The sequence below is a fragment of the Nocardioides sp. S5 genome (genome assembly GCF_017310035.1).
GTDB lineage: Bacteria > Actinomycetota > Actinomycetes > Propionibacteriales > Nocardioidaceae > Nocardioides.
The window spans coordinates 4,223,776-4,239,160 of sequence record NZ_CP022296.1; the positions used below are offsets into that span (position 1 = coordinate 4,223,776).

General features: G+C 65.7%; 14 protein-coding genes. 9 read left to right on the forward strand and 5 right to left on the reverse strand.

Annotated features, from left to right (window positions below):
* Positions 1–115 precede the first annotated feature (115 nt).
* Genes cysD through CFI00_RS20875 form a run of 3 tightly spaced genes read left to right on the forward strand, consistent with a single transcriptional unit; the run spans position 116 to position 3,408 of the window.
* Complete coding sequence (gene cysD, locus CFI00_RS20865) at positions 116–1,030, forward strand: sulfate adenylyltransferase subunit CysD (protein ID WP_207082875.1); 915 nt, start codon at positions 116–118, stop codon at positions 1,028–1,030.
* Positions 1,030–2,331, forward strand: coding sequence for a sulfate adenylyltransferase subunit CysN (cysN, locus tag CFI00_RS20870; protein ID WP_242532544.1), 1,302 nt, complete (start codon positions 1,030–1,032; stop codon positions 2,329–2,331). Before cysD ends, cysN begins: the two co-directional genes overlap by 1 nt.
* 9 nt (positions 2,332–2,340) lie before the next feature.
* Entirely contained in the window at positions 2,341–3,408 is a 1,068-nt protein-coding gene (locus CFI00_RS20875; RefSeq protein WP_207082876.1) for a hypothetical protein, read from the forward strand.
* On the opposite strand, the gene CFI00_RS20880 is transcribed toward CFI00_RS20875, so the two are convergent.
* The 4 genes from CFI00_RS20880 to CFI00_RS20895 form a co-directional block, all read right to left on the reverse strand.
* Positions 3,356–4,534, reverse strand: coding sequence for a hypothetical protein (locus CFI00_RS20880; RefSeq protein ID WP_207082877.1), 1,179 nt, complete (start codon positions 4,532–4,534; stop codon positions 3,356–3,358). The genes CFI00_RS20875 and CFI00_RS20880 overlap by 53 nt on opposite strands.
* Before the next feature lie 98 nt (positions 4,535–4,632).
* Positions 4,633–5,400, reverse strand: coding sequence for a DUF4422 domain-containing protein (locus CFI00_RS20885; RefSeq protein ID WP_207082878.1), 768 nt, complete (start codon positions 5,398–5,400; stop codon positions 4,633–4,635).
* Positions 5,397–6,650, reverse strand: a complete 1,254-nt coding sequence (locus CFI00_RS20890) for an O-antigen ligase family protein (protein ID WP_207082880.1) — start codon at positions 6,648–6,650, stop codon at positions 5,397–5,399. Before CFI00_RS20890 ends, CFI00_RS20885 begins: the two co-directional genes overlap by 4 nt.
* Before the next feature lie 76 nt (positions 6,651–6,726).
* Positions 6,727–7,473, reverse strand: a complete 747-nt coding sequence (locus CFI00_RS20895; protein ID WP_242532545.1) for an acylneuraminate cytidylyltransferase family protein — start codon at positions 7,471–7,473, stop codon at positions 6,727–6,729.
* 135 nt (positions 7,474–7,608) lie between these two features.
* Between CFI00_RS20895 and CFI00_RS20900 the strand changes: the two genes are divergently transcribed.
* From CFI00_RS20900 to CFI00_RS20925, 6 genes are read left to right on the forward strand one after another with little or no spacing between them, the layout of a single operon-like run.
* Positions 7,609–8,238: a NeuD/PglB/VioB family sugar acetyltransferase gene (locus CFI00_RS20900; protein WP_207082882.1), complete on the forward strand. Its 630-nt coding sequence runs from the start codon at positions 7,609–7,611 to the stop codon at positions 8,236–8,238.
* 24 nt (positions 8,239–8,262) lie between these two features.
* Positions 8,263–9,288: an N-acetylneuraminate synthase family protein gene (locus CFI00_RS20905; RefSeq protein WP_207082883.1), complete on the forward strand. Its 1,026-nt coding sequence runs from the start codon at positions 8,263–8,265 to the stop codon at positions 9,286–9,288.
* Complete coding sequence (neuC, locus tag CFI00_RS20910) at positions 9,288–10,445, forward strand: UDP-N-acetylglucosamine 2-epimerase (RefSeq protein WP_207082884.1); 1,158 nt, start codon at positions 9,288–9,290, stop codon at positions 10,443–10,445. The genes CFI00_RS20905 and neuC overlap by 1 nt, the downstream gene beginning before the upstream one ends.
* The gene (locus CFI00_RS20915; RefSeq protein WP_207082885.1) at positions 10,442–11,500 is read left to right on the forward strand and encodes a sugar phosphate nucleotidyltransferase; all 1,059 of its coding nucleotides are present in this window, start codon (positions 10,442–10,444) and stop codon (positions 11,498–11,500) included. The genes neuC and CFI00_RS20915 overlap by 4 nt, the downstream gene beginning before the upstream one ends.
* Positions 11,497–12,537, forward strand: a complete 1,041-nt coding sequence (locus CFI00_RS20920) for an SDR family NAD(P)-dependent oxidoreductase (RefSeq protein WP_207082886.1) — start codon at positions 11,497–11,499, stop codon at positions 12,535–12,537. Before CFI00_RS20915 ends, CFI00_RS20920 begins: the two co-directional genes overlap by 4 nt.
* A complete protein-coding gene (locus tag CFI00_RS20925) occupies positions 12,534–13,733 on the forward strand; it encodes a DegT/DnrJ/EryC1/StrS family aminotransferase (protein WP_207082888.1) in 1,200 nt (399 codons plus the stop codon). Before CFI00_RS20920 ends, CFI00_RS20925 begins: the two co-directional genes overlap by 4 nt.
* A 62-nt stretch (positions 13,734–13,795) precedes the next feature.
* Here the strand turns inward: CFI00_RS20925 and CFI00_RS20930 are convergent, their stop codons facing one another.
* Positions 13,796–15,325, reverse strand: coding sequence for a sugar transferase (locus tag CFI00_RS20930; protein WP_207082889.1), 1,530 nt, complete (start codon positions 15,323–15,325; stop codon positions 13,796–13,798).
* Positions 15,326–15,385 lie beyond the last annotated feature (60 nt).

The following is a 15,385-nucleotide window of genomic DNA, read 5'->3' on the forward strand; positions in this document are numbered from 1 at the left end:
TCATGCAACCGAAAGGAAAAGTGTAGTTCGTCGCGCCGTTCGAGCATGATGCGGGGATCGCGCTCACCCTCGCTACGATGGTCGCTGCTGTCCCTAGAGAGGTCCTTGCCACGTCATGACCAACACCCACGTCGACTACCAGCTGAGTCAGCTGGACCAGCTCGAGGCAGAGTCGATCCACATCTTCCGCGAGGTAGCCGCCGAGTTCGAGAAGCCGGTGCTGATGTTCTCCGGCGGCAAGGACTCGATCGTCATGCTCCGTCTCGCGGAGAAGGCGTTCTTCCCGGCCAAGCTCCCCTTCCCGCTGCTCCAGGTCGACACCGGCCTGGACTTCGACGAGGTGCTCTCCACGCGTGACTCGTGGGTCGAGCGGCTCGGCGCGCGGATCATCGTCGCCACGATCGACGAGGCGATCGCCGCCGGTCACGTGGTCGACGACGGCAAGACCAGCCGCAACCGCATGCAGATCGGCACGCTGCTCGGCGCCATCGAGGAGAACGGCTTCACCGCCGCCTTCGGTGGTGGTCGCCGCGACGAGGAGAAGGCCCGCGCCAAGGAGCGCGTCTACTCCCACCGCGACGACTTCGGGCAGTGGGACCCCAAGATGCAGCGCCCCGAGCTGTGGAGCCTCTACAACGGCCGCATCCACGCCGGCGAGCACATGCGGATCTTCCCGCTGTCCAACTGGACCGAGCTCGACATCTGGCACTACATCCACCGCGAGCAGATCGAGATCCCCTCGATCTACTTCGCCCACGAGCGCGAGGTCATCGAGCGCGACGGGATGCTGCTGTCGCTCGGCCCGGAGATCCAGCCCAAGGGCAACGAGCAGGTCGAGAAGAAGATGGTGCGCTTCCGCACCGTGGGTGACCGCACCCAGACCGGCTGCGTCGAGTCGGTGGCCACCGACACCGCAGCCATCATCGACGAGATCGCCATCGCGCGCGTGACCGAGCGTGGTGCCACCCGTGGCGACGACCGGTTCTCCGAGGCCGCCATGGAAGACCGCAAGAAGGAAGGCTACTTCTGATGGCCAGCACCCCCCAGACCTCTGACTCCCACACCATGGCCCAGGGCGAGATGGACCTGCTCCGCTTCGCGACCGCCGGCTCGGTCGACGACGGCAAGTCCACCCTCATCGGGCGGCTGCTGCTCGACTCCAAGTCGATCTTCGAGGACCAGCTCGAGGCGGTCGAGTCCACCAGCCAGTCCAAGGGCTACGACTACACCGACCTGGCGCTGCTGACCGACGGCCTGCGCTCCGAGCGCGAGCAGGGCATCACCATCGACGTGGCCTACCGCTACTTCGCCACGCCCACGCGCAAGTTCATCATCGCCGACACCCCCGGCCACATCCAGTACACCCGCAACATGGTCACCGGCGCCTCGACCGCCGACCTCGGCCTCGTGCTGGTCGACGCCCGCCAGGGCCTCACCGAGCAGTCGCGCCGCCACGCGGTGCTGCTGTCGCTGCTCCGCGTCCCGCACCTCGTGCTCGCGATCAACAAGATGGACCTCGTCGACTGGTCGGAGGAGGTCTACGAGAAGATCCACCGCGAGTTCACGACCTTCGCGACGAAGCTCAACATCCCCGACCTCGAGGTCATCCCGATCTCGGCGCTGCAGGGCGACAACGTCGTCAACCGATCCGAGAACACCCCGTGGTACTCCGGCCCCACGCTCATGCACCACCTCGAGCACGTCCACGTCGCCTCCGACCGCGACCTGGTCGACACCCGCTTCCCCGTGCAGTACGTCATCCGCCCCAAGTCCGACGCCTACCACGACTTCCGTGGCTACGCCGGCCAGGTGGCCGGCGGCGTGCTGAAGAAGGGCGACGACATCGTCGTGCTCCCCAGTGGGATGCCGTCGAAGATCGCCAAGGTCGAGCTCTTCGACCAGGAGGTCGCCGAGGCCTTCCCGCCCATGAGCGTCACGGTGCACCTCGAGGACGACGTCGACGTCTCGCGCGGCGACATGATCGCCCGTCCGAAGAACGCGCCCAAGCCCAGTCAGGACATCGACGCGATGATCTGCTGGATGACCAACGAGCCGCTCAGGCCGCGGCAGAAGCTGGCCATCAAGCACACCACCCGCACGGGCCGCGCGATGGTCAAGGACATCCAGTACCGCCTGGACGTCAACTCGCTGCACCGCGACCAGGACACCAAGGAGCTCGGCCTCAACGAGATCGGCCGCGTCCAGCTGCGCACCACGGTGCCCCTGCTGTGCGACCCCTACTCGAAGAACCGGACCACAGGCTCCTTCATCCTGATCGACGAGGCCACCGGCGTGACCGTCGGCGCCGGCATGATCAACTCCGGCAGCTGACTTTCACTTATGGGGCCGGAGCGCCGTCGCGTCCTCATCTCCGCGGAGGTTCTCGAGGAGATCGAAGAGGTCTATGGCCTCTTGGAGCGGGCAGAACAACCCTTCACTGAGATTGTCATCGACGGCCCCGATGCTGTGCTGCAGAGGTTGAAGCCCGAGATAGTGGACGATCGTCGGGTGGCTCTTAGGCCGTACACGCTCTCCACGAGATCCAGCGTGCGGAACAAGCTGCTCGGTCTGATCTCGTTCGCGTGGCTCATGCTGCGCGAACGACCTCAGTTGTTGTTCTCGGGTTTCTCGATGATGAAGCATCGCGCTGTGTCCGGTCTGCTCCATGTGCCGCACTTCGCCTACATCCGGGGAGTGACGTTCGACCCCGCCACATCGGTCGGCATCTCGGACGGCGTCCGTCAGGGTCGATTTCGCCGTCTCGTGCCTCAACGCGTCGTAGCGACGTACCACGCTGACGAGGTCTTCACCGTAGGCGAGATCAATCGACGCTTCATCGTCGGACGAGGGATGCCGGATTCACGCGTGCATGTCGTCGGACCGGTATGGCTCGACCAAGCACGATCCGCGCGTTCAGCTAGCAAGTCTCCTGCGACATACGTCGTCACAGGCGCGTGGGCAGCCCACGGCTTCCACGACGAGCACGACGCTCAGACATCCATGCTTGCTGACGTCGCAGCGACGTGGCACGACGAGTCAGAGCTGGTCATTCGGGTGCACCCGCGAGACGACTTTCCCTACTCCGCTGATCCTCGGTTCTCCGGAGTGCACCTCAGCACTGAGCCTCCCGCTGAGTTTCTCGCTTCTCTCGGGCCCGCCGACGTGGTCGTAGCACCATTGTCGACTCTCGCCTTCGAGGCCCTCCATCTGGGTGCACGGGTGGCGTTCTACGCCGATGAGCACGCGACCCGAAGCTACAACCACGTCTACAAGTGGCTGGGCATAGTGCCGTGCACAGGTCAACAGATCGCCGAAGGTGACGTGCACCCCATCACCTCGACTGAGGTTGACGTCTTCAGCCCGGTGGAACTGGCCCCGGTGAGGCGCGCTTTCGCGACGTTGCGCTGAAGAGCATCCACTTCGCTGCGCCACCTGCGACCAAGCAGGCCGTCATCGTCCACGGCACCGCCACCGGGCCGCCCCCCTCCGCCAAGAGCACTGCCGATGCACCGATGAAGCCGGCAGCCATGCACGAGTTCACTGCGAGCAACGGGCGGTCGCGGCCGTAGGCATAGAGCCCGTAGTGCGGCACCAAGGACAGGGCTAGCGCCGACATCGCGAGCAGCGCCGGGAGCAGCACATCTGCGTGCTCGGCGTAGACTGCCTCGTCGAGCATCGTGAGAAGCGGATCCCGGAGCAGCATGGCCACACCGATGAACGGCACCGCGACGACAAGGATCGCGACGGACATGTGCTTCATGGCCCGACGAAGAGTTGCGAACTCACCCGCGCTGACCGCGCGGACCATCGCCGGGTAGTAGTACACAACGACGCCTGATTCGATGAGCGCCAGCAGCGCGGCGGCGATGCCCATGAACAACACGTAGGCACCGACTACCTCGAGCCCGCCGAGCCCTTGAACCACGAAGCGATCCAGGTTGAGCAGCGATCGAAGCGCCAAGGTCGCCAGCAGCAATGGCAGCGCGACTCGGGCGCCCCGGCGGACCCATGCCCAATCGACGGGATCCCTCCACCCCGGAAGGGACTGCCCCGCAAGGAGCGCGCCGCCAACGCCGATGCCCAGCAGCAGCGAGCCGACCCACAGCGCGAGAACGACGTCGAGATCACGCGCAGCCGGGATGAGCCACAGTGCCGGGATGGCCACCACACACCATCCTCCGACGCGGAAGAACATGATGAAGGTGGCCGCAATCTGCTTCTCCATCGTCACGAACAGCCGGTTCATCTCCTGGGCCAGGTGCTCCAGCACAAGGATCACCCCGAACCACGCGACGAGCCCTGCGTCGGCAAACAGCATCGCCAGCAGAACGAAGGGGACGACCACGGCATACTGCACGAGCATCAGAGCGCCTTGCGAATGAATCATCTGAGCCCAGCGGGCTTGTGGCGCCCTCAGCATCTCCCGCGTGGTGTACGTGTAGAAGTCGAGACCCACGACCAAGAGCAGGTAGCCCGTGCCAGACGCAATCAGTCCATAGATGCCGACCTCTCTGGCGCTCAGGTACTTCGCCATCAGGAGAACGACGAGGAACTTGCTCCCGAGGCTGAGCACGCGGAGGCCGAGACTGACGGCTTGCCGCAACACCCTGTTGCTGGCCGACGCGGTCGGACTCACTTGGCTCCGCGAAGTTTTCGCCGCAGCAGGTCGACACCCTTCTTGAGCACCGGCTCACCCTCCACCTGGACCACCTTGCGATACGTAAGACCCAGGTCGTCCGCATGGTGCATCGCCCAGACGTTGAGCAGCCTCTCGCCCAAGAACCCGATCGCCCGCTTGTCCTGATCGCTGTAACCCGTCATGTCCAGCTCACCATGAACACGCTCCAAGATGCCGAACACCCACGGGCAGTACGCATGGAAGGCGTCTGAGCGCATGAGGAACATGTTGTAGAGCGACAGGGACCGGCTATCCATCAACCGATCAAAAGCCGGAACGTAGTCCGGCCATCCGTCTGCGATCACCTTGCGCGCAAGGTCGAGATCCTTCTCATGGTGCGCATGGGCGTAGTGACTACGCACAGTCTCAATCCCGTAGAGGCGGCGGCGGGCGAGGACGACGCTTGCCTCTCCCAATGCCTCGTTGACGTCCTCGTGTCCGAGAATGTTGGGGCCGGAGGGGTGCGGCGCTGTCCCCGAGAAGAAGCGTCGGTAGTGGGCTAGCCCGTAGATGTCTGCCTCTGGTCCGTTCTTCCAGAGCCAGTAGAGCCCCGTCAGCTCGCAGTACGTCGAGTTCAGATCCGAGATCTGGTCGCCGACATCGTCGCGGATCGCGTGCGGCACCGTGTCACGGCCAACGCTGCCGACATGTATGGGCGTGTAGATGGGGTCGCTCGGGAAGTCGTAGGGCTTGTGTGCCGCGATCAGGATGTGGGCCTTCAAGACGCGGACTCCACCCGTGAATTGCGTGCATCCTCGCGGGCTGCGCCCGAGCCCACTCGGCTCGCCTGCGTGCCGTGCCGTGCCGAGTACGAATGCCAGACCAGAAGGAGTAGACCGAACGACGCGTAACTGAGGTAGTTGTTCGCTGCATTCGCCACGACCACCATCACCACAACAGACAACCCCAGCCATCTCCGGGCGATGAGGCAGATCGCGAGTGCCCATATGACCACCACGACGATTAACGCCACGCCGATGAGTCCTCGGTCGAAGTAGATTTGCACGAACCCATTGTGAGAATGCACCGCATTGGATAGACCATCGAAGTTCGGCTCCACGCCAGCACCTTTTCCGAGCCAGACCGAGTCTCTCGCCTGCTCAAGCGTCGACTCCCACAGATCGACACGCCCCGTCAGGGTTGTGGACCTTCCCAGAAGACCAAGGGCTCTGTCAGCAAGACCCTGGACACCAAATGACAGAATTCCCCCGACCAGACCAGCGACGGCCACGAAAAGCGCCGGTAGCGACGTCTTACGGTGCGCAGTGAGCAGAATTACGGTTAGCCCCGCAACGAGAACGAGAACGGCCGTGGCGGCATTCGAGATCCAGACCAACCCAGCATGGAACGCCGCCAAGATGAAGAAGGCCCAACGCCGTTTCGGCCGTTTGCGGATGAACATCGAAAGAGCAATTACACACCCGAGAGCCGCAGAGAATCCCAGGTCGCTGTTCCAGATGAAAACTCCGATTGGCTGAACGATGGTTCCTTCGGTGGGGTGATCGACCGTCACGGTCCCAACCCCGGGAGCAAGGAAAATGACCAGATACGATGCCACGCTCGTGCAAGTCAGAGCCCACAGCACGACGGCGTAGGAGTCGTACCGCAACTCCATGAGGGCCAGCACGACACCAAACAGCAAGACACCCCCGAGCCCCGCCAGCGTAGTGAACGTTTCTGAATGCGAGCGAGTCCAGAGGATAGAAGCAAAACTCCAGGCCGCGAAGGCAAGCAGCGCGGGATTGCGCGCACCTAAGTCGAGCACCGCGCGGGGCCGAACGAGAGCAAGCACCAAGCCCACCACGCAGACGAGGGCTCGGAGGGGCTGATACCCGCCCAACCCTGCATCAGCCAGCCAGCCTGCACCGGCGCCCGCAACCGCCACGATCGCTATACCCGCGAGCCAAGGCTGCCACTCACGGGAAACGCGCAGCGAACTCCAAATCCTGAACCTTCCGACTTTGCTTGTCATGGGGTTCTCTCTGTCCGACTTTTTGCGTAGCTCGTCGGGCCGAGCTGCAACGACTGTTCGACTCCTGTCCATTCCCTCACGCTTTGCCACCATCGTGCAGCCAAGGGAGGCTCAGCAACCCACCATCAACGAGACATTGGATCATGTCGAACTCAAGCTGGTCGTCGACCGAGAAGGCATGGAGCTCGCTGATCTCGACGCCAAGATGGCGCCCCGAGTCAAACCACGAGCCCTCCAACTTCCGGATGAACTCAGTCCTCCATACGTAGAAGCTTCCGTTGATGCGGAGAAACCGGCCCTCGCTGTCCTGACGTCGAGTAACGCCTCTGCCCGCCTCGTCGTACCGGACGAGCGCACCTTCGACCTCTCGCACGCCGACCCATGCAGGTTGAAACATCGGTTCCGACACCGCGATGGCACCCACGAACTCTGGGGCCGCCCACAGCAGCTCCACGGCGCGGTCGATCTCTTCCGGTTGGCGCCCAGGACTAGTTGGGTCGCAGAGCACCAACAGGTCGTATTCGCGCGCCTCCGCTCGTTCAACCTGATCGAGTGCGTGGCGAAGCACCGGGCCCATCGGGGTGTCGTCCGCCGCGAGATCGGCTGGTCGCCTGAAAGGAACGTCGCCGCCCCACTGCTTCGCTACGGCCGCGATGTGGGGGTCATCGGTGCTCACGACGACCCGATCAACGCGCGTCGCCATCTCAAGGGCACGGACGGCGTGAACCACCAGGGGCACTCCTGCCAGGGAGAGAGTGTTCTTGCCGGGTAAACCTTTGGACCCGCCTCGCGCGGGAACGACCCCAAGAGTGAGCGGCTTCATGGTTGCCCTTCGAGCAGCTTTGGTGACTCGATTGAGTCGGCGGATGCGACGCTCAGCCTAACTGCGAACGGGTACTCTCCCGCACGAGGCTCTCCCTAGAGCCTGACCCGACTTGACTGACATGGAGATCATTTGATGGCGACGTCGACCGCCACCTCGGGCGGACGTTGGGTCGTCCTCGGGGCGGGCGGTCACGCATCGAGCATCTGCGACGTGCTCCGTTCCTCGGGGCACACGGTGATCGCCGTCTCCGGCGAAGCCACCTCACGATGGGACGTAGTGGTCTTGCCCTCTGACGAGACGGCTCTCGCCATGGCGGTCGAGCAGGACGCTTCTGTGGCCCTAGGTATCGGCGACAACGCCGTCCGACTTGCCCTCACACAGACGATTCCTCACCCGCTTCTCCGTCCCGCTGTGAGTGTGATGGCCACGTGCTCGGACCGTGCGGAGCTCGGTCTCGGTGTCTCCGTCCTCCATCACGCGCACGTGGGTCCAGGGGTCAAGCTCGGTGATGCCGTCATCGTCAACACCGCCGCCATCGTCGAGCACGACAGCGTCGTTGGGGACGGCGCCCATGTCGCGCCGGGCGCCTGCCTGCTCGGAGGAGCCACCGTGGGACGGCGCACGCTGGTCGGCAGTGGGGCGCGAATTCTGCCTGGCGTGAGCGTGGGGGACAATGTGCTGGTGGGCGCTGGCGCGGTCGTCGTGGACGACGTGCCATCCGGGACGACAGTCGCAGGCGTGCCCGCACGTCCTGTTACGTGACCCAACGAGGGAGGCATCGACGGCGTGGCCCATCTTGACCTCGACCAAACCGACGACGTGCTCGTCATCGCCGAAGCAGGCGTCAACCACAACGGCAGCGAGGACATCGCACACCAGCTCATCGACGTCGCTGTGGCATCGGGCGCTCAGGCGGTCAAGTTCCAGACCTTCGACCCGAGTGCCCTGACGTCGGCCTCCGCTGAAGCCACGCCGTACCAGATGGAGCGATCAGGCGCCCGCGACCAGCAGAGCCTGCTGCAGGAGCTGACGCTGCCGGAGTCTGCTTGGCGTCGCCTCAAGGACCACTGCGACTCAGTGGGTATCCGCTTTCTCAGCACGCCGTTCGACATGGGCAGCGCACGTCTCCTCGTGGACCTGGGGGTTGAAGGCCTCAAGGTCTCGTCCGGCGAACTCACCAATCTTCCTATGCTCTCCGAGTTGTCGGCCCTCGGCCTCCCCCTTCTGGTCTCAACCGGCATGGGCGACGCCGACGAGGTGGCCGCGGCCGTTGCGGCGTGCGCCGCGGCTCCTCAACTTCTCATCTTCCACTGTGTCTCGGCCTATCCGGCACCGCTCGATCAGTGCAACCTCACGGTCATCCCGGCCCTCATGCGGCAGCACGCCATCCCGGTCGGCTGGTCGGACCACACCCCCGGGCTGGCGTCGGCGGTCGCGGCGGTCACGCTAGGGGCGCGCGTGGTCGAGAAGCACTTCACCCTCGATCGTCAGATGGAAGGCCCCGACCACCTGGCCAGCCTCGAGCCCGAGGCGCTGACGGACTACGTCACCACTCTGCGCGCCATTCCCGCGGCGCTCGGCAACGGCGTCAAGCGGCGTATGCCGGCGGAGGAGGAGAACGCTCCCCTGGTGCGGAGGTCGTGGCATGCCGCGCGAGACCTCGAGCCCGGCCACGTGTTGACGCCCGGCGACCTCGTCGCCCTGCGACCGGAAAGCGGCATCCGACCGGACAACGACATCGTCGGGCGCACCATGGCTGCCACCGTTGCCGCCGGGCAGAGCGTGGCTTCAGAGGCGCTGGTGAACGGTTAGTGCGCCGCATCGCCCTCTTCGTCGGGACCCGGGCAGACCTCGGGCCGCTCATGTCCGTGATCTCCGCGCTGGAGGATCATCCAGACGTCGAGCTCCACCTTCTGGTTGGCGTGGCGTTCGGCGCCGACGAGCTGCACGCGCAGCTCCACCGCAGCCTCGCCGTTCCCCCCGACGTCAACCGCGTGCATGAGCTCACCCACCGCATGACAACGGTGGACGACGACAGCGTGCTGGCCCACGGCCCAGTCCTCAGCGCAGCGATGCCGGCGGTCATCCACGACGTTGCTCCGGAAGCGTTGATCGTCCTCGGCGACCGGTGGGAGCTGCTCTACGTCGTCCCGCCCGCTTTCCTGGCCGGCGTCCGGATCATCCATCTGCACGGCGGCGAGGTCACCGAGGGGGCCCTTGACGAGCGTGTCCGGCATGCCGTGACCAAGCTCGCCGACCAGCACTGCGTAGCCTCGGAGGACTCCGCTCGCCGGCTCCGTCAGCTGGGCGAACCAGCCGAGCGCATCCACGTCACCGGCGCTCCCGGCCTCGATCTCTACAGCGGCGTCGCTGCGCTCACGGACGACGAGTTCGTGGAGCGGTTCGGACGCTCCCTTGCTCGTCCCTTGGCGCTCTTCACCTACCACCCGCCCACTGCCGAGAACGTCTCACAGGCAGGACCGTGGGCATATGGGGCACTGGTAGCAGCGCTCGAGCACTGCAAGACGGTCGTCGCCACCTATCCCGGCATGGACGTCGGTCGCGAAGCGGTGCTGGAGGCGCTGACCCATCTGGCGTCCGACCACCGCGTCATCCTGGTCGAGGCCCTTGGGCCCGCCTACCCACGCATGCTCGCCACGGCCGACGTGGTCGTGGGCAACTCGTCGTCGGGCGTCATCGAGGCCGCCAGCGTCGGGGTGCCCGCGGTGGACATCGGCGAACGTCAGCGTGGGCGGCTCAGGGGCCCCAACGTCCTCCACGCAGAGGAGGGGCGTGAGTCTGTCGGCGACGTGCTGGCTACTGCACTAACCGACAGCTTCCGCAAGACCGCACGGGCCACGTCGAACCCTTACGGCGACGGGCGGTCAGCTCTACGGATTGTCAATGTCGTTCTGGCGGCACGTGACGTGCCGCGCACCAAGGTCTTCCACAATTGTGAGGTCCCATGATCGACACGCACCTCGACCAGATCTGTGTGCCCCCCGACGCCACGCTCCTTCAGTCCATCGCTGCGATCGACCACGGAGCCAATGCTCTCTGCTGCGTGGTCGACGAGGAGAACCGTCTGCTTGCCGTGCTGACCGATGGAGACGTGCGGCGAGCACTTCTCGGCGGAGCGGCGCTCGACTCCCCGGCGCTGCCTCACGCCACCAGGGACCCGCGGACGGTCGAGTCGGGGACGCCGCGGGCACTGGTGATCGACGTGATGAGGTCGGTGCGGATCTCGGCAGTTCCGGAGGTCGACGACCAGCGCCGCCTGGTGGGTCTGCACACCCTGTCCGACGTGCTCGGCGCGCCGCAGTTGCCCAACGTCGCCGTCATCATGGCCGGCGGTCGGGGATCACGACTGGGCGACCTCACCGCCTCGACCCCGAAGCCCCTCATGACCGTTGCCGGGCGCAGCATCATCGAGTGGTCGGTGCTCGGCCTCGTCGGCGGAGGAGTGCGACACATCTTCGTCAGCGTCAACCACTTGGCAGAGCAGATCATCGACCACCTCGGAGACGGCTCGCGTCTCGGTTGTCGCATCGACTACCTCCACGAGCAGGTGGACAAGCCGCTGGGCACCGCGGGCTCCTTGACGCTGCTGCCCGACGCGGTGCGGCATGCACCCCATCCACTCATCGTCATGAACGGCGACTTGATGGTCGAGTTCGAAGCGGAGCGCCTCGTCGAGCACCACCGCCGAAGCGGAGCCGAGCTGACGATGGGGGTGCGTGCCTACACGCACACGGTGCCGTTCGGGGTCGTGCAGACCGACACCGCCCACCGGGTCACCAGCATCGCCGAGAAGCCGGAGATGCGCGTCGAGATCAACACCGCCGTCTACTGCCTCGACCCGCAGCTGATCCAGCTTCTGCCGACCGGCGAGCACAGCACCATGCCCGAGCTCGCCCAAACCTGCTTGGACGATGACCGGTCGGTCGCTGCATGGACCATGAACGCCGACTGGATCGATGTCGGAACACCCGCTGACCTCGCCCGCGCGAAAGGACAAGCATGAGCGCAAGACCCCTGACCGAGAGCGACCCACAAGAGACCGTGGCGGGCAAGAAGGTGCTGGTCACCGGATCAGACGGCTTCATCGGGTCCCACGTGGTCGAGCGCTTGCTGGCCCACGGCGCGCACGTGCGGGCATTCTGCCTCTACAACTCGTTCAGCTCCACCGGCTGGCTCGAGGAGTCCGAGGCGTTCCAGCAGGCACTACGCGACGGCCAGGCAGAGATCGTGCTCGGCGACGTCCGCGACGCTGAACACGTTATGAGCGCTGCTACCGATGTCGACGTCGTGCTCCACCTGGCTGCCCTCATCGCCATCCCTTACTCCTACGTCGCTCCTCGCTCCTACGTCGACACCAACATCACGGGAACGCTCAACGTGCTCGAGGCCGTACGCCGACACGGAACACCGCGCCTGGTGAACACCTCGACCTCGGAGGTCTACGGCACCCCGGACTCGGTGCCGATCACCGAGGCTCACGCCCTCCGCGGCCAGTCTCCGTACTCCGCCACCAAGATCGGCGCCGACAAGCTCTGCGAGTCCTACGCCCTCTCTTTCGACCTCCCCGTCACGATCCTGCGTCCCTTCAACACGTTCGGGCCCCGCCAGTCGGCTCGCGCCGTCATCCCGACGGTGCTGTCGCAGCTGCTGGCAGGTGCTGAGTCGCTGCGTCTCGGCGCGGTGTCCCCCAAGCGCGACTTCACCTTCGCCACCGATACCGCCGAGGGATTCGTGCGGGCAGCCACGGCGCCGCTCGCACCGGGCGAGACAGTCCAGCTCGGCACCGGCCGGACGGTGTCCGTCGGCGAGGTCGTCGAGATGTGCAAGACGATCACGGGAAACGACGCGGAGGTCCTCACCGATGAGGCTCGACTGCGTCCCGACGGCTCGGAGGTCGAGATCTTGCTCTCGGACCCCAGCCGCGCCAAGGAGCTGCTCGACTGGACGCCCGAAGTGTCACTCGAGGACGGCCTGCGCCTGACTGCCGAATGGCTCGAGGGACGCACGGACGTCGACACGGCGGGCCGGTACCACCGATGACGAGCGCCAACGACCCCACGATCGTCTTGGCCGGGGAGACACACGCCCCGGGCGCGCCTGCGCCTGCCGGCGGAATCCCACTTGCCACTCCGGACATCGGGCCTCTCGAGAGGGCTGCGGTAGTAGACGCCCTCGACTCGGGCTTCGTGTCCTCGGTGGGCCCGGCCGTGGGTGACTTCGAGCGAGAGTTCGCCGAGGTGGTCGGTTCCCGCTTTGCCGTGGCCTGCTCGAGCGGCACGGCAGCACTGCATGTCGCTCTTCGGGTCCTCGATGTCGGCCCTGGCGACGAAGTGGCGTGCTCCGACTTCACGTTCGTCGGTTCGAGCAACCCGATCGCCTATCAGGGGGCACGGACACTGCTGATCGATTCGGAGGCAGACACCTGGAACATGAGTCCCGAGCTGCTGCACGCGGAGCTCTCCCGACGGGCGGCAGCTGAAGAGCCCCAACCCAAGTGCGTGGAGCTCGTGCACGTGCTGGGACAGCCGGCGAAGGCCGACGAGATCCTCGACGTGTGCAGGCAGTTCTCCATTCCCGTGATCGAGGACGCTGCTGAGAGCCTCGGTGCGGGATGGTCCACTGGGCTGCTTGCGGGGCGCCAGACAGGCTCCGTCGGGCTCTTGGGGTGCTTCTCGTTCAACGGCAACAAGATTGCCACTGCTGGGGGCGGCGGGATGGTCGTCACCGACGATCCGTTGCTCGCGCAAAGGGTGCGACACCTCACGACGCAGGCGAAGGTTCCAGACGTCGGGTACTTGCACGACGAGGTGGGGTACAACTACCGGTTGACCAACCTCGCGGCCGCACTCGGGCGGGCCCAGCTGAGTCGACTGACAGACTTCGTGGAGGCGAAGCGCGCCATCGCAGGCCGGTACGACGATGCGTTTGCAGACCTGCCACTCGTGCTGCCCCCGCGGCTCCCCGGTCACGACGCGACGTACTGGCTCTACTCAGTGCTCCTGCGCGACGCCGCCGAGCGGGGTCCTTTCCTTGACCACCTCGGCGCGCACGGGGTGGGCGCACGTGCCTTGTGGAGACCGCTACATCGCCAACCTCCGTTCGCGAGTTCAGCGCTCGTCGGCGGGGCTGTTGCTGATGATCTGTTCGACCGAGGTGTGTCGCTGCCTTGCTCGACCCACCTGACCGGTGTCGACCAAGCGCGAGTTATCGACGCAGTTCGCTCGTACTTCGGCTGACGTTCCCTTGCGGGGCTGACTGGTGCGACCGCACGCTGCGCGCTGACCGCTTGGTGGCGCCGTCAGTAGGCACCATCGGAGGCCACGACAGCCTTGGCGGTGCGCCACAGGATCATCAGGTCCGCCGTCATGGACCAGTTCTCCACGTAGTGCACGTCCAGTCGAATCGCCTCGTCGTACGACAGGTCGGAGCGACCGGAGACCTGCCACAGACCGGTCATCCCGGGGAGCACGCTCAACCGACGGGTGGCGACGTGGTCGTAGCCGTCGACCTCGAAGTCGCGCTGCGGTCGCGGGCCTACCAGGCTCATGTCGCCCCGGAGGACGTTGATGAGCTGGGGAAGTTCGTCGATCGAGAAGCGGCGGATGAACACCCCCACCCGGGTCACGCGCGGGTCACGCGTCAGCTTGGGCAGCTCAGCGAGCGTCCTGCCCTCGGCAGCAAGCAGCGCCTGAAGCTCGGCGTCCGCTCCGACCTTCATCGAGCGGAACTTGATCATGCCGAAGGCTGCCCCATCACGACCCACGCGCTCTTGCCGGTAGAACACCGGGCCCGCGCTGGTGAGCTTGACCGCGAGTGCCGTGGCGATGAAGAGCGGTGAGACGAGGAGCAGGATGACGCAGGCTCCAACGCGATCGAAGAGCGTCTTGGCGAGACGGCTCGCGCCGGCGTACTGCGGCTCGCTCAGGTGCAGCAGCGGCATGCCCGACACGTCGTGCAGGCTCATCCGCGTCGACGACACGTCGAGCACGTTGGGTGACAGCAGCAGATCGATGCCGGTGCCCTCGAGCTGCCAGGTGAGGTCGCGCAGCGACTCGTGGCCCAGGTGCTCGGTGTCGGTCACCACCACGGCTTCGGCCCCCGACGCGGACAGCGCCTCGTCGAAGTCGACGTCTGCCGACATCATCGGCACCCGCCGCAGCGCCGGGCTGAACGGCGTGGACAGGTGGGAGGTGCTGTCCGGGACCCAGACACCGCTGACGACATATCCGCTGGCAGGGTGGCGGGAGAACCATCGGGCAAGATCGTTGGCAGACCTCTCGCCACCGACGACCAGGACACGTTCGAGCGACCGGCCCTTCGCGCGCGCCTTCTGCAAGCCCACGCGTGCGACCTTGCGAGCAACCAGCAGGCCCACCAGTCCCAGGGGAAGCGCGATGGCGATGTAGAGGCGGGAGGCGTCGATCTTGAACGCGACCGACACGAAGGCAAGCACGGCGAACGCACGGAACGTCGCGACCAGCACGCGGCGGTATTCCTCGGAACCGTTGCCGATGATGCGGGAGCTCCGCACCCTGTGGACCTGCAGTGACGTCCACCAAGCGGCCGCGAGCGCGACGCCCAGGACCGGGTAGGGCACGTAGAGCCCGTCGACAGGGGGGCCGGAGGTCGCCCCGAAGCGGACGAGCTGGGCCGCCATGAGCGCAACGAGCAGCACGACGAAGTCGGCGACGAGGAGGCGACGCTTGTAGGCGCTGCGCCAGTCGGAGCCCTGCCCATCACCGGGGACAGGATGCGCGGGAGCGGCGCTGTTGCCGTGCGCGAGGTCGACACCATCATGGTGAACACGGAAAAGGTCGACCTGCGTCATTCATCCCCCACGGATGCCTTGCTTGGCGATCACGTTGATCGCGACTCCTACCTGAACCGA